This is a genomic window from Fervidobacterium pennivorans (assembly GCF_001644665.1).
GTDB lineage: Bacteria > Thermotogota > Thermotogae > Thermotogales > Fervidobacteriaceae > Fervidobacterium > Fervidobacterium ngatamarikiense.
Genome location: NZ_CP011393.1, coordinates 958,595 through 973,272, shown reverse-complemented (window position 1 = coordinate 973,272; position 14,678 = coordinate 958,595). Strand labels below are relative to the sequence as shown.

The following is a 14,678-nucleotide window of genomic DNA, read 5'->3' as shown; positions in this document are numbered from 1 at the left end:
AAGATATTCGGTGAATTCATGGTGTTTTAGAGGAGGGAGTTGAAACAATTTACACGGCATGTTTTAGATGACTTATGGCGGGTAAATCAAAAAAAGTGAAAAACAGCAGAAGTTAGTTCTGAAGTTAAGACAAGCTTATTACAAGTCATATCTTACCCAACTTCATACTGAAAACACCTGTTGCGAGTATTATAGCAGTTTCGAATCTCAAAATCTTTTTTCCGAGGCAGATGCTTCTGAAACGTTTCTTCAGCAACGAAAGCTCTTTTTGGCTAAATCCACCTTCTGGACCGGCTATGATACCAACATTTTTTGATATTCTCTTTGGAATCTTTCTGCCTTTAAAATCAAGTATATAGGTACTCTCAGGAGCCAAAGAAAAAATATCCAAAAACTCTATGGGTTTGATAACAGGAAAATTGTATCTAACACATTGCTTAGCAGCTTCTCTAACAACAAGCTCGAGCTTTTCTTGTTTATCTTCGTAGTGTCTTGAAGCATGCTCGTTGTTAAAAACATAAATTTCATCAACACCTAATTCGACTGCCTTCTCAATTGTCCACCTCAGTCGTTCCCAACGACCAGACGGTGCAAAAAGCACGAGCCTTCCTTCAGGACCTTCAACGAACTCATAGCTTATCACACTTCCAACCGCTGAATATTTATCTATCCTTTTAACCACAACTTTATATTTTCCTCCATTTCCATCGGTGGCTTCTATGATTTCTCCTTCTTTCAGTCTCATCACTTTCATGTGAGTTACCTCATGCTCATCGAAATAAACAGCATCATCTTTTGGAATGCAGAAATACAAATTTGGCAAAGCAATTCCCCCCATTTAGAACTTTTTTAGAATGCGCCGCCCGTGGAACGGGCGGCCATTACAATTTAATATGTTTCTAGTGGTACACATCCTGTGTTTTACATTTTTACCAGTGCAATATTTCCTTTTCCGTTTCTTTGTCAAACACATGCATCGTGCTCATGTCGAAAACCAAATCTATCTTTTGACCTTCTTTTGCTTGCGTTTTGGCATTAACTCTTGCAACAAGTCTGTCTTCGCCAGCAATTACGTGCAAGAGTGTTTCGCTTCCAAGTGGTTCAACAACATCTACCGTAACTTCGGCGGTGTTTTCCGGTTTTGGAGCGATTGCGAACATTTTATCATAAATGTTTTCTGGTCTGATACCGAAAATGATATCTTTGTCGATATATTTTGAAAGCTTGTCTTCGTATTCTGTTGGAACTTTAAGTTTCAATCCGCTTGTCTTGACCCAAAGACCACCTTCGCCGCGGATGATTTTTCCAGGTATAAAGTTCATTGATGGGCTACCAATGAAGCCAGCAACAAATATATTCGCAGGTCTGTTGTAGACTTCGTACGGTGAACCTATCTGTTGGATTACTCCGTCTTTCATTATGACGATTTTATCCGCCATTGTCATAGCCTCAACTTGGTCGTGAGTAACGTAAACTATAGTTGCTTCGAGTCGCATGTGAAGTTTTTTCAATTCTGCCCTCATTTGAACACGCAACTTTGCGTCGAGGTTTGATAGAGGTTCGTCAAACAAGAAGACCTTAGGGTTTCTAACTATTGCCCTACCAACGGCAACCCTTTGCCTTTGACCACCTGAAAGTTGTCTTGGTTTCCTATCAAGGAGATGTTCAATTTCAAGAATTCTTGCTGCTTCTCTAACACGTCTTTCAATCTCATCTTTTGGCACTTTTCTAAGTTTCAAACCAAATGCCATGTTTTCGTAGACTGTCATATGAGGATAGAGCGCGTAGTTTTGGAACACAAAAGCTATGTCTCTGTCTTTTGGTTCAACATCGTTAACAACTCTTCCATCGATTTTGATAGTACCTTTTGTAATTTCCTCAAGGCCAGCTATCATTCTTAGAGTTGTTGTCTTTCCACAACCCGATGGTCCAAGAAGTACAACAAATTCTTTGTCTTCCACGGTGAATGTCGCGTCTTTAACTGCTTCCACCTTTCCTTCATAAATCTTCCACACATGTTCAAGGTCAACCTGTGCCATACGTGTTATACCTCCTCTTCTTTTTGTTGTTCTTCAGAATCTTCTATTTCTTCAAATTCGAAGATTTCTTCCAATTTCAACTCTTTAAACAACGAAGGGTCACCGAGATCAAGCAAGTACAGCTCCCAAACTTTGTCAACAAAGTCCATTATCTTTGTGTATTTTTCATACGATATGATTACAACCGCCGGTTTCCCATTTCTGGTGATTATTATATCCTTTGAAAGAGCATCATCAACCACTTTTGAAAACTTTGCTTTCGCTTCTGCCAGCGAGTAAAAATCTTGCTTTACTCTCATACATTGACCTCCTTGACTATAATTATAGTCAAATTTTTCCAAAATATGCTACCAGTTGCAAAAAGTTACTAAGTTGTAACTACATAGAAATATTAATTCCTAAGGACAAGGTGTAAAATTTGACTGAACGGTCAATAAAATATTGCTTTTCATATTGAGAAGGAGGGGTTAGGTTATGGCAGTTGGTGGTTTGAAAGGTATGTTTTATCATCAGGCCGGTAAGTTAGTAGCCAGCGTTGTAAGAAAGGCGGATACTCAAACGTTTGCCAAGCTTTTATTCACAGCGTCGGCACTTAGTAAAGAGCCAGCAAAGAGCGGTTTGAAGAAACTTGGATTGATGGCTCAAGAGGAACACCCGATGATTAGAAAATGGGTTGAGATTTTCCAGAAATCTTCTCCTAAGGCTGTTGAAAAAATCATAAACAACCTTATTATTAATGAATTTGCAATTGGTGAACCTCTCAGACAAAAACTGATGCACGAACACAAAGTCGTTCTTCCAAAACTCGGAGTTATAAGCCCAACCTATGCATGTAACCTTAACTGTGTAGGATGTTACGCTGGATTGTACGGAAGAAAGTATGAGCTTACAAAAGATGAAGTTCGAAGTGTTTTAAAACAAGGAGAAGAACTCGGAATTTACTTCTGGGTTATTACCGGTGGAGAACCTTTCTACTGGCCACATCTCATGGAGATATTGGAGGAATTTAGCGAGCACTACTTCATGATTTACTCCAATGGAATTTTGATAACAGAAGAGAAAGCTAAAAAACTTGCAGAACTTGGAAACGCGACAATATCTATATCCGTGGAAGGGTTCGAAAATGAAACGGATTGGAGAAGAGGGCACGGAGTTTTCAGAGCAATTCTTAATACATGGGATAGATTGAGAAGATACGGAGTTCCATTTGGAGCAAGTGTTACGGCCACACGAATGAACCACGATATCATTATGAAAGATGAATTCTGGGACTTTCTTGAAGAAAACGGTGTGGAATATGTGTGGATTTATCAATTCATGCCTGTTGGTCAAGACCCTGTTATGGACCTTGTTCCAACCCCGCAGCAAAGGTATGAAAGGTTCTTTAAGACTGAACAAATGAGGCTGAGCGGAAGGTTCGCATTTGTTGCAGACTTCTGGAACCACGGATTCTTAACACACGGTTGTCTCTCAGCAGGTGCAAAGTATTTCCACGTGAATGCAAAAGGATACGTTGAACCATGCGTGTTCCAACAGTTTGCAGTGGACAGCATTAGGGAAAAGACATTGCTTGAGATATTTAAGTCACCGTTCTTTGAAGCTTATAAGAGGGCAATTCCATTCTCCAACAATCTTTTCAGACCATGTCCAATTATCGATAATCCAAAGGTTTTCAGAGCGATGGTTAAGAATTTCAACGCAATTCCACAGCACGAAGGTTCTGAAAAGACAATTACAGAGCTTGCTCCGGAGCTTGATAAACTCGCAGAAGAATGGAAAAAGTATGCTGATAAGCTCTGGTACGAATACGGATACGTGGAAAGATACCCAGTTAACAGGGGTATTTACAACTACGAAACGAGGATGAAGAGATACGCCAACAAAGAAGAAGCGCTGAAAGTTGATAAGAAGATGGCTTTATAAAGTCTGTGAAATTTAAAACTTATATCACTTTAATATGACCAACTCGGGGGCGCTTAAATTGAGTAGTCGTTCGCAGGAAACTAGAAAGAAAATCTTAGAAGCTGCAAGGAAATTGTTTGCTGAAAAAGGATACGATGGTGTTAGTATGGAGGACATTGCGCAGGCCTCTGGCGTGCGCAAGTCCCTTATTTATTATTACTTTGAGAGCAAGGAAGTTTTGTTCGAAGAAGTTTGGATAGGAGTTATCGAGGAACTTGAGAAAGAACTGTTCCCAGAAGTTGAAAATGAAAAGAGTATAGCCGGAGCAATAAAGAAACTAATAAAGAAATACGTTGAATTTACACTGAATAAATCAGAGTTGAGTAGATTAATTGCGCGCGAGCGAATGAACGTTCTGGAAAACGGGGAAAGTTTATCAAGAGCAAAAGGTAAGTATGTTAGTTTGCTTAATAGATTAGAAAAGATTTTTGAAAGAGGTAAGCAGGAAAATGTTTTGAACGATATCGAACCTTCCACTGCGACTGAGATTATCTCAACGGTTGATTCTATTCCTCGTAAAAGCCTTATTAAAAGTGTTGAAGAATTTCTGCTGAAAGTTATTCTCAAAGAAAAGGTAGAGCACTAAGTTCCAGTAATGGGTGAGGTGAATTTAAACATGGATAACGAACTTCCTCAAAAAAGGAAAGCCCTTTACTTTGTAATTTTGATGGGATTGGTAAGTTTATTTAGCGATATTACTTACGAAGGCGCAAGGAGTTTGGTAGGTCCTTATCTTGGTTTGCTCGGAGCAACTGCCGTTGTTGTGAGCAGTATTGCAGGATTTGGCGAACTCTTAGGGTATACTCTAAGGTTTTTAACTGGAAGACTGGTCGATAAGACACGTAAGTACTGGTTTTTTGCAATACTAGGTTATTCAATGAACCTGTTTGTAATTCCAACATTGGCTTTGACAAAGCATTGGTATACAGCTGCCATTTTAATTATTTTAGAGCGAGTAGGAAAGGCTTTGAGAAAGCCTGCAAAAGATACGATTACATCTTTTGCAGGAAGCCAACTTGGTTATGGAACAACCTTCGCTATAGAAGAATTCCTGGACCAAATCGGTGCGACCATTGGTCCTTTCGTTATGAGTGTAACAATAGCACAAAACATAAAACTTGAAACTGTAGATGCTTATCGTAAAGCCTTTGGTTTTCTGTTATTTCCAGCTTTGATAACTATAGGAATTATTACGGTGGCAAGGATTCTGGTACCTGAACCGGATAAAATGGAAAAAAACCAGTCCAAGGCAAGGAATGTCAAGTTTGACAAAGCTTTTTATTTATACCTTATCTCAATTTCTCTCATCGCTTTTGGTTTCGCCGATTTTGCGCTAATTGGCTACCATGTTCAGAGCAACAAAATATTATCTCCCGTGCTAATTCCTGTAGCGTACATGATTGCCATGATTGTAGATGCTTTCGCAAGTTTAATATTTGGTAGACTTTTTGATAAATTTGGAATAGTAATCATGGCTTTTGCATCGTTTATTACCTCATTTTACGCGTTTTTCTCGTTTGGAATGTCAAAAGAAGCGGTATTTTTAGGTTCCGTGCTTTGGGGTATTGGCATGGGAGCAAATGAATCAATAATGAAAGCTACAGTAGCTAAGCTTGTGAGTTCGGAAATTAGAGGAACGGCATACGGGTTCTTCAACGCTATTTTTGGCGTAGCCTGGTTTATAGGAAGTGCTGTGCTTGGGATTTTATACGCCATCAACAGGTTTTATCTTATATATCTTGCCCTCTTTACACAGTTGCTCGCAGCTGTTTTGCTATTATATTTGTCGATTATGATTAAAAAACAGACCACAGTATAGAACCTTCAGATTTTAGACATACGAACGCAAAAGTTAGTCATAAACAAAGGGGTGCACATTGCACCCCTTTTATTAGTTGTTATCTATGAACCTTCTTGCTTTATCTTCTCTTCGTTACGCCCTGTTTTTTGTCAAGTCTCTTTTTGTATTCCGAGTAAGTCTTTTGGCTGTCTTTTAAGAACTTTTGGAGTTTCTTTTCAAACTCTTCTTTCTTCAGTTCAGCGTCACTCATCTTTGTTGTTTCTTCTTTGAGTGATAGTTCCCACTTGCCGTCCTTACCCTTTCCTATTATCTTTGCTTCAATCTCCTGACCAACTTTGAGAAAATCTTCGACTTTCTGTACATACTGGTTAGAAATCTTTGAAATATGGATGAACCCCTTTTCTCCGTTTTCTAGTTCAACGTTTGCTCCGAATTTGAGTACCTCTGTTACTTTGCCTTTTACAACTTGGCCAACTTCCATAAAATGTAACCCTCCTGAAAGATTAGATTGGAGAAAAATATCAAACTATCAATACTTGCCTTCGTACTTTTTCTTGAATTTCTGAACACGACCTTCAGTGTCGACTATTAATCCAACACCTCCACTTCCTTTGTATAGTGGATGGCAATTTGAACATACGTCAACTTTGAGTTGTTCTTTTGTTGTCCAAATCTTGTGCTCCGCACCACATGCACACTTAACTGTTAATAGCCTCATCTCTGGGTGGATACCCTTTCTCAACTCACTCACCTCTCCCAAGTGATTTTTGACTGTATAAATTCACGTTATATATTACCACTTTCTTTTAAATTTTGCAAGTCTTATATTTTTATGTCTTTGAAATTATCTTGTATCATGTTTAAAAGATTGATGGTCTGTTTCACATTTGCAAAGACATTGTTTATTTCATCTAGGAACCGCTGAATCGATGCACTGATTTCTTCGGCAGTAGCTGAACTTTCTTCCGAAATAGCAAGTAGATTTTGGATACTTGTTGTTATGCTTTCGAGTTTCTCAGTTTCTGAGTTTAGAGTTGATACCAAAGAATTGAGTTGTTGCGTAATTTGTGAGATGATGTTACTGGACTCCTTGCTTTCAGTAGCACTTTGGGCAAGTATTTGCGATTGTGCTTTCAATTCTTCGTATCCTTTGATTATACTCTGACTGAGTCTATCAATTCCATTGGAAACCGAGGACAAAAATTGAGAGATTTTCACAGCGGAAGCTTTACTTTCCTCAGCAAGTTTCCTTATTTCGTCTGCGACTACAGCAAAGCCTCTTCCTGCTTCTCCACTTCTTGCTGCTTCTATCGCGGCGTTCAGAGCTAGTAAGTTTGTCTGTTCGGCGATACTCATAACAGTGCTTGCGATTTCCATAATTGCGCTTGCTTGATTTCTTAGTTGCTCGCTTTCACTTGCTATAGTTTCAAAATCACTGCTCATAGTCTTCATACCATTTGCTGAGTGTTCTACACTCTTTGCAGCGTTAATTATTTTCTCAACAGCTAAGTTTAAATCGTGAATAATTTGATTTTGCTCGTTTATCGTTCGTGTAATTGTATCAACGTTTGACGCCACGGTTTCCGAAATTCTTTCAGCATCGTTACTAATTTGAACGGCAGTATCAGCAACTTGTTTTGATAGTTCCTTCATGGTATCGATTTGTTCAAGTACCGTTTCCGAAGATTCTAAGGTTTTCTTGGAGAAGTTCATAAGTTCTTCTGTGTCTCCCTGGATGCCTACTAAGAATTCTCTAAGCTCATTGATGGCCTCTGAATTAATTTTAGAGACTTCTTCGAAGTTTCTTTCACCTTTTATTTGTACCAGAGTATTAAAATCTTTTTGTTTGTAAACTTTGCTAATCTCTTTTAGTCCATCAAGACCTTTTCTGAAATCTTTCAATCCAAACATAACGCCAATGAGTGCAAGTATCGAAGTTAAAGTTGCTCCAATAAGTGGTCCGAAGAATTTGGTCAAAAGGAAAGTGGCGACGAATGTAAATACAGGGAATATTATTGTATAGGTTGTAATGAAGTCTTTTAAAGTCCACAAACTCAAAGCTCGGTAGCTTTTCAAGCTTATAGTCTTACCGTACGGTTTCGTTGAGCGGACCTTTACTTCGACGAAGCTTCCCGAAGATGAAGAACCCTGGTCAAGTATTTCTATTTCAATCGGGTCATTGAAAAACTCAGATGCACCTTTGAGCAGTCCCAAAAAGTAATATCTGAAATCTCTGTGGGATTGATATCTAATAATTGCCGTATATGGGTCTATATAATTGAAAATTATCCTTGGTGGTTTTGCACCGGAAATCCTTCTTGTAAGAACCCTATGAACCCCATCCATTGCACTTAGAAACGACATGCAGTTGTCCTTTTTGAAGTATCCTGGGTAAAATTGCGAAAATGACCTGACATTGTTTTTTCCGGTCTCTTCCCAAAGTTCTTCGTATGTTTTTCCAACTCTTTGCGCTAATTTCTTAGAGAACTGAAAGACCAAATCATCAGGAACGTCCAGTGTTGGGATGATGAGTTTCGAAGTGTCAACTTTGAACTCTTCGATTAGCGAATTGACAACACTCTCACCGTACAATTTTTTCCAAGTGTTTATCCAAATATTCATCACGAAGCTTTTCATATCCCTTTCCTCCTTTCCCTTTTGTGATTTTATTTTCTTTTTTATACCACGTTCATTATTATACCACGGATAGTTATATATTATTATATTTTGTGACCAGATTTTTGAGCCTTCATTTCATACATGAGTTTGTCCACAGCTCTAATTGTGTCACTTAAACTACCATTATATTGTGAAGCACCGAAAGAAAAAACAGGTCTAAGTTCATGAGAGTTGGTGAATTCGTTTTGTACTTTGGAAAATATTTGCTTCGCCTTGCTTACTGGACAATCTTTTAACACAACTAAGAATTCATCTCCTCCCATTCTTACAATACAGTCACTGGTCCTAACGTTGTTCTTGATAGTTCTTACTAGCAGTTTCAAAATTTCATCTCCAATTTCATGTCCGTAATTGTCGTTAATCATTTTGAATTTGTCCATGTCTACATAAACAATGGTATCTTTAGGTGAGAGTCTTAGTTCGCTCAAAATACCCCTGTTGTATGCACCAGTAAGAGGGTCCATGATGCTTTTCAAATATGTTGTAGTAATCCTTACAGTCATATCCCTATATTCAGTGACAATTATGTAAGAAAAGCCGAAGAAGAGTGCTATTATACCAAAATGGGAAAGCAATTTCATGTTCGTTGAAAAGAAAAGCACTGCACCATCGTGAATTATTGTGAGTACGAAGAAGAGCACAAACCCAAAGATTGTAGGAGAATAGGTCTTTACTGCAACGGATATAAGATAAAATGCGTTTACAAAAAGAAGGAATGCGATATTGTTTGTAAGTATCTTCAAATGGTAATTTGAAGGTGCTAACGAAATAGAAAGAGCAGCCAAGAGATTGAGAATCATCATTAATTTATCGGCAAATCTAACCTTATCGAAATATTGGTTAACTATCCCCTTTATCAGGAAAGCAAAACCTAAATAGGCACTTGCAGTAAATATCTTCCTTAGTATTAGAAACGAGTGTAAGGTTCCAAGTGTTGGAAATGGCAATAAATCGAACATCCACAAGTGTCCAAGGAAGCTTGCTATTGATAGTGACAAGTAAATTTTCCGTTTGATATCGCTCGTTGTCTTAGAAAGAAGGTACAGTATTATAGATAGCGTAAGAATCAATCCCGCTGAAAGTGGAACGATAATGACTGTCAAAAAATGGAGTATAGCATATTTGGTGCGTTGAGAACCGTTTACGATTTTGACTGGAAAGTCGATTCCTATTTCATAGACTCCTGATATCTCAAATTCGATGGTTTTGAAATCTTCTGGAATCTGGAATAAAAAAGGCTGATACCACACATGTCCGGTTCTATCTTCCGAGAATCCAAAACTACCTATTACTTTGCCATCTACTTTTACAACAAAATATGACGTATCTATCTGTGGTATATATAAATATCTTGTTGTCCTCTCTTCTTGTGCTTTATGATTTACCAAAGCTCTTACAACCACTGTGGAAGGCTTCCTTAAAGTCTTGTAGAACCTTTTTGGCAGTGTGCTCTCTGTGAAGATATTATTTTCATCCTTGAGCACTTTCCATCCATATATCTCTGTACCATCGACAATTAATGAATATTGAAAGCTTAAAAGTAATAAGAAAAACAACGATGTTGCAAGAAAGAATGGTTTAAAGTAATAACTGATGTATTCCTTCAATCTTACCACATCCCCTTACATGTACAATGTTCATGACGTTATTATTTTATCACACAGACCTATATTCTCAAAACAAAAAGCAATAGCTTCGCTATCGCTTAGATGTATTAGACTAGAAGGGACGCGATTTAGTTCGAAATGATTTTTAATGGTATAATATCTTAAACAAAAGACCATTCTCCGTGGGAGGGTTTACGATGTGTAGAATGGCTGCGTTTTCATCGTCGAATGATATTTGCATTGTTGAAGTATTTGATAAAGTATCTGTAATGGCGGAGCGTGGCAGGGGAGCCCCGCATGATGATGGGTATGGTCTAATAATTCAAAGTCAATTTGAAAAATTTGAGCACAAATCAACTAAGGCGATATATGAGGACGCTGATTTTAGAAAGCTTTGCGAAAAACTCCGGGGAGAGGTTGGGATAATTCATGCACGTAAGGCTTCCCCAGGTATTCCCGTTGGCTTGCAGCAGCTCCATCCGTTCTATATAGAAGGTAGATACCTTGCACACAATGGTACGATAAGAAATGCCAACAAAGCTAATCTTTTTCAGAGCGATACATATGATTTTTTCCTCAGTATTCATGATTTCAAAGACTTTGAAGGTCTACTTAATAATGTGAAAAAGTACGTCGAAAATCATGATTTTAGTGGAATTAATTTTTTGTTATTAGATGAGTTAGATAAGTCATTATACGTTGGTTGCATATACACTGGAGATAGCGAATACTTTACATTGTATTACAAAGCTGACAAAACATCATTTTTTGTATATTCACAAGAAGATGTCGAGGACTCGCTTACACCTATGGAAAACGGACAAATCTTTAAGGTAAGAAACGGAGAAATAATTGAAGAAGGGAAGGTGTTTTGAACGTGTTCAATTGTACAACGATAAATGATTTATTATCGGAAGAATTGGTTCAAGAGTTGTCAAGCTCGTATGGTACACCGCTTTACGTTTATTTCGAAAGAATAATAAGAGAACGTGCAAGGAGCGTGTTGGGGATTTTTAATGGTATCAATATTTTTCCGACCTTTGCATGCAAAGCAAACAACAACCCAAACCTTCTTCGTATTCTAAAAGAAGAAGGCTTTGGGACTGATATTGTTACGTTGGGAGAATACTACGCTTCAAAACTAGCAGAAATTCCAGACGAGAGAATTGTATGGAATGGTAATGGAAAATCTTTGAAAGAGATGTCGCTGTTATCAAAGGTTAGATATATCAATGTAGATTCAATAGAAGAATTGGAAAGATGGAAAGATGTCGCCTCTAAATTTGATAATATCCCCGAATTATTCTTAAGAATAAATCCAGACGTTGATTCAAAGACGCATCCGTACATATCCACAGGTCTGAAGAAGAACAAATTTGGGATTCCAATAGAAATGGTAGAAAGAGCTTTGAAAATAGTAAAGACAAGCAACCTCGAGTTGGTGGGGTTCCATATTCACATTGGTTCACAAATAACAGATGTTGACCCGTTTTACGAAGCCTTGGGTCAGACTGTTGAACTCAGCAAAAGCTATGGTTTTAGGAAGATTAATATAGGTGGGGGCTGGGGAATCAACTATAAAGACAAAGAACTCAATTTATCAAAGTACCGTGAGGAGATTATACCTCTGCTTAAAGATTTTGAAGAAGTCGTCTTAGAAATTGGGAGATACATAATTGGACCCGCTGGGGTGCTAATTTTGAAGGTTGAGTACGTAAAAAAAACAGATGCAAAGACTTTTGTAGTTGTAGATGGCGGAATGAACGTTCTCATTCGACCAGCAATGTATGGAGCATTTCATGGTGTTAGAGTCTTCAGCTCTGAGTGCGATGAGAAAGTGGAAGTAGATGTTGTGGGACCGCTTTGTGAGTCTGGGGATGTTTTGGCAACACAACGCATGTTGGAAATTCCGAAAGAAGGTAGTTATATTTTAATCGAAAACGCAGGAGCTTACGGATACGCAATGGCAAGTAATTACAACTCTACACTCAAACCCGCGGAGGTTTTAATCGCTGAAAACAAGGAGCCAAAATTAATCAGAAGACGTGAGACATATGATGACCTCTTCAGGACTATAGTCTAAAAAATCCGATTATTTAGGGTGTGAATTTGGACAATTTGTGGTATTTGTGGTATAATAATCAGCTCACATGAAATGTCATTTGCAAAGCACAAAGGGGGATGACTATCATGAAAGGTTTGAACACGACTGTAAGTATGAAAGTATCTATCGCTATGGTATTGTTGTTGTTGGTGGCAACGGTCTTCGCACTACCAAATTTTGAGTACCAAATCTATCACGGAAATTTACATTCTCATACTTCATATTCTGATGGAAGAGGAACTCCTGAACAAGCTTATGCTCATGCTTCAAAGTACGCTAACGTGCTGGCAGTTACTGACCATTGCTACTTTCTAAAAATTCCTGTCAATGGGCAATCAAAAACTTATCTAACTCAACAAGCGGCACGCAACGCAACGATTCCAGGAAAATTTGTAGGATTACAGGGGTTTGAATGGACAGCAGGTTCTGGGCATATAAATGTTTACGAAACACTTGAATTCATCAGCAGAGACGAAAGAGGAGACCTGAAAGATTTTTATGAATGGATTACAAAGGTAAAAAAACTTGCGCAGTTTAACCATCCTGGAGTTACCTTTGGCAATTTCCAAGATTTCTGGTTTTGGCCAGAGGCTGACAAATATGTGAATCTGATAGAAATTGGAAACGGTAACTGGAGCAGTGCAGACGTCATTTCGGAGGAAATGTTTAACAATTTCATACTTGCTTTGAACAGAGGTTGGCACCTTTCACCGACAGCTAATCAGGACAACCACAAAGAGAATTGGGCAAGTGCAAACGATGCACGCACCGGTATCCTGGCAAAGTCGTTGATTTATGAAGATATTATGGAGGCACTATGGAACAGGAGAACATTTGCATCGGAAGACAAAAATGCAAAGCTTTATTTTTATGCGGACAATAACATCATGGGAAGCATTTTACCTTACCGTGAAAAAGCAAATTTTTACATCTATTATTCAGACAAAGGAGACCCTGTCAGTAAAGTATACATCTTTTCGCAAAGTAAAATCTACGAACTTCCCGAGCTTTCTGGAAAAGATGAGTTCCAGTACAGCGCAACATTTGATATAGTCGATGGTTACGAATGGTTCTTTGTTTACATTATTCAAAAGGACGGAAACGAAATAGTTTCAGCACCTGTTTGGTTTGAAACTGATAGCCCTTTCAGGGTCAATTACGTTCGCGTCGGTCCTGAAAAGCCAAGCGTGGGTCAAAATGTTGAGATTACCTTTGACATTTACAATGTTGCTGAAAGTTATGAACAAAGAACGTTAACAGTTCTTCTTAACGGTAAGTCGGTATATAGCGAAAAGATTTCTTTGAAACCCTATGGTATCGAGTACGACAAAAACATCCAACTTGGGAAACTCGAAGCAGGGGATACCCGTGTAGACTTTTTAATTGATGATAAAAATGTCCAGTCAGTTGTTATCAAAGTTTCTGAAAAGAGAGGATTAACAGTCCTTGTAGACAAACTCCATGAGAACGATGTAGGTGATGAATTACTATCTTTGTTGAGAAAGTTTGAAGAACAGGGTAATACGGTAATTTTTGCTGACACTGTTTTGAAAGATTACAACGATGTTGATATTGTCCTAATTCCAACGCCGAAACAAGGTGGATTGGATTTCTTCAAAGACCTTATGCCAGATGAAGTTGATTGGTTAAGAGAGTTTAAGGGTAAACTTATTTTGTTAAAAGGTAGCGATGAAGAGTATTTTGGAAAGTATTCAGAGTTGCTCCAGAACGCTAGCGTAGTTACCAGCGTAGAAGAACTTGCAAACATCCTTGGTGTATCTTTAACAAATTCTACAGAAACCAAACAACACAGAAAGGTTGTTTACATAGACCAAGGACATTCGAATGATTATTATAAAGATAAGCTCACAAAGCTCGAAGCTTTCCTTAAGGTGAAAGGTTTTGAAGTAGCATATATAGATAAGCTTCAAAATATCGACGGAATGTATTTAATCATCATGAACGGCAAAGGATACTTAGATGATGAAGTTAGGAATATTGTCAGCTTCGTTAAGAATGGTGGAATTTTGATAATCACATCAAAAAGTGATTACAATAATGGCGGGAATACGGAAGATTTAAACGCGATTCTCGATGCCCTCAATTCACCTGTTAGATTTAACGATGACCAGGTGGTTGATGAAATTAACAACTACGGGGCTAACTACAAAGTAATTGCAGGTAACGTAAGATTTTACTCACCTTGCTCATTGTTGTTATACGGTAACGCACAAGTTTTGATTTCCTCAGAGACGGCGAAATCTGTGGATTCAGATGGCAAAAACGACGCCCAACCTGTTGATAAAATAATACTAGCAGCGACGTTCAAGAGTGGATTGGGAAAAGTCGTTGTACTTGGAAAAGCTGTCTTTTCAGACTTTGATTACGAGCTCAATAAAGAGTTCATTCAAAATGTGCTCTTCGATGTAAAATAAGTCCAAGGTTAAACAATGTTGAACATTGTAGTTCTTTAGATTTAGTCTATA

13 protein-coding genes are annotated in these 14,678 nt (G+C 38.1%); 6 read left to right on the top strand and 7 right to left on the bottom strand.

What is annotated here, in order from left to right; translation table 11 throughout:
- Nucleotides 1-145 precede the first annotated feature (145 nt).
- From JM64_RS04525 to JM64_RS04515, 3 genes are all read right to left on the bottom strand, one after another.
- Nucleotides 146-823 (bottom strand): 16S rRNA (uracil(1498)-N(3))-methyltransferase, encoded by a 678-nt coding sequence (locus JM64_RS04525; RefSeq protein ID WP_064011664.1) that lies wholly within the window; start codon nucleotides 821-823, stop codon nucleotides 146-148.
- 106 nt (nucleotides 824-929) lie between these two features.
- Nucleotides 930-2,039 (bottom strand): ABC transporter ATP-binding protein, encoded by a 1,110-nt coding sequence (locus JM64_RS04520; protein WP_064011663.1) that lies wholly within the window; start codon nucleotides 2,037-2,039, stop codon nucleotides 930-932.
- 5 nt (nucleotides 2,040-2,044) lie between these two features.
- Entirely contained in the window at nucleotides 2,045-2,338 is a 294-nt protein-coding gene (locus tag JM64_RS04515; RefSeq protein ID WP_064011662.1) for a type II toxin-antitoxin system Phd/YefM family antitoxin, read from the bottom strand.
- A 175-nt stretch (nucleotides 2,339-2,513) separates the two neighbouring features.
- On the opposite strand from JM64_RS04515, the gene JM64_RS04510 reads away from it, so the two are divergent.
- From JM64_RS04510 to JM64_RS04500, 3 genes are read left to right on the top strand one after another with little or no spacing between them, the layout of a single operon-like run.
- Nucleotides 2,514-3,962 (top strand): radical SAM protein, encoded by a 1,449-nt coding sequence (locus tag JM64_RS04510; protein WP_064011661.1) that lies wholly within the window; start codon nucleotides 2,514-2,516, stop codon nucleotides 3,960-3,962.
- Between the two features lie 58 nt (nucleotides 3,963-4,020).
- Nucleotides 4,021-4,587, top strand: coding sequence for a TetR/AcrR family transcriptional regulator (locus JM64_RS04505; protein WP_082868295.1), 567 nt, complete (start codon nucleotides 4,021-4,023; stop codon nucleotides 4,585-4,587).
- Between the two features lie 30 nt (nucleotides 4,588-4,617).
- Entirely contained in the window at nucleotides 4,618-5,820 is a 1,203-nt protein-coding gene (locus JM64_RS04500; RefSeq protein WP_064011659.1) for an MFS transporter, read from the top strand.
- A 100-nt stretch (nucleotides 5,821-5,920) separates the two neighbouring features.
- Here JM64_RS04500 and JM64_RS04495 read toward each other — a convergent pair whose 3' ends face one another.
- The 4 genes from JM64_RS04495 to JM64_RS04480 all read right to left on the bottom strand — a co-directional run bounded on the left by JM64_RS04495 (nucleotide 5,921) and on the right by JM64_RS04480 (nucleotide 10,097).
- Nucleotides 5,921-6,283 (bottom strand): S1 RNA-binding domain-containing protein, encoded by a 363-nt coding sequence (locus JM64_RS04495; protein WP_014451023.1) that lies wholly within the window; start codon nucleotides 6,281-6,283, stop codon nucleotides 5,921-5,923.
- Between the two features lie 48 nt (nucleotides 6,284-6,331).
- Nucleotides 6,332-6,544, bottom strand: a complete 213-nt coding sequence (rpmE, locus tag JM64_RS04490; protein WP_014451024.1) for a 50S ribosomal protein L31 — start codon at nucleotides 6,542-6,544, stop codon at nucleotides 6,332-6,334.
- Nucleotides 6,545-6,624: 80 nt separating this feature from the next.
- Nucleotides 6,625-8,439, bottom strand: coding sequence for a heme NO-binding domain-containing protein (locus tag JM64_RS04485; protein WP_014451025.1), 1,815 nt, complete (start codon nucleotides 8,437-8,439; stop codon nucleotides 6,625-6,627).
- Between the two features lie 83 nt (nucleotides 8,440-8,522).
- Nucleotides 8,523-10,097: a GGDEF domain-containing protein gene (locus tag JM64_RS04480; RefSeq protein WP_155804077.1), complete on the bottom strand. Its 1,575-nt coding sequence runs from the start codon at nucleotides 10,095-10,097 to the stop codon at nucleotides 8,523-8,525.
- 188 nt (nucleotides 10,098-10,285) lie between these two features.
- On the opposite strand from JM64_RS04480, the gene JM64_RS04475 reads away from it, so the two are divergent.
- The 3 genes from JM64_RS04475 (at nucleotide 10,286) to JM64_RS04465 (ending at nucleotide 14,627) form a co-directional block, all read left to right on the top strand.
- On the top strand, nucleotides 10,286-10,963 hold the full coding sequence (locus JM64_RS04475) for a class II glutamine amidotransferase (protein ID WP_014451027.1): 678 nt from the start codon (nucleotides 10,286-10,288) through the stop codon (nucleotides 10,961-10,963).
- On the top strand, nucleotides 10,960-12,171 hold the full coding sequence (lysA, locus tag JM64_RS04470) for a diaminopimelate decarboxylase (protein ID WP_082868293.1): 1,212 nt from the start codon (nucleotides 10,960-10,962) through the stop codon (nucleotides 12,169-12,171). The genes JM64_RS04475 and lysA overlap by 4 nt, the downstream gene beginning before the upstream one ends.
- A gap of 107 nt (nucleotides 12,172-12,278) precedes the next feature.
- Entirely contained in the window at nucleotides 12,279-14,627 is a 2,349-nt protein-coding gene (locus tag JM64_RS04465) for a DUF4350 domain-containing protein (protein WP_082868292.1), read from the top strand.
- The last annotated feature ends 51 nt before the right edge of the window (nucleotides 14,628-14,678 follow it).

Excerpts from the sequence above, each read along its gene's own strand:
- JM64_RS04520 (WP_064011663.1), bottom strand. The coding sequence starts at position 2,039 with ATGGCACAGGTTGACCTTGAACATGTGTGGAAGATTTATGAAGGAAAG.
- JM64_RS04515 (WP_064011662.1), bottom strand. The coding sequence starts at position 2,338 with ATGAGAGTAAAGCAAGATTTTTACTCGCTGGCAGAAGCGAAAGCAAAG.
- JM64_RS04510 (WP_064011661.1), top strand. The coding sequence starts at position 2,514 with ATGGCAGTTGGTGGTTTGAAAGGTATGTTTTATCATCAGGCCGGTAAG.
- JM64_RS04500 (WP_064011659.1), top strand. The coding sequence starts at position 4,618 with ATGGATAACGAACTTCCTCAAAAAAGGAAAGCCCTTTACTTTGTAATT.
- JM64_RS04495 (WP_014451023.1), bottom strand. The coding sequence starts at position 6,283 with ATGGAAGTTGGCCAAGTTGTAAAAGGCAAAGTAACAGAGGTACTCAAA.
- JM64_RS04485 (WP_014451025.1), bottom strand. The coding sequence starts at position 8,439 with ATGAAAAGCTTCGTGATGAATATTTGGATAAACACTTGGAAAAAATTG.
- JM64_RS04475 (WP_014451027.1), top strand. The coding sequence starts at position 10,286 with ATGTGTAGAATGGCTGCGTTTTCATCGTCGAATGATATTTGCATTGTT.
- JM64_RS04465 (WP_082868292.1), top strand. The coding sequence starts at position 12,279 with ATGAAAGGTTTGAACACGACTGTAAGTATGAAAGTATCTATCGCTATG.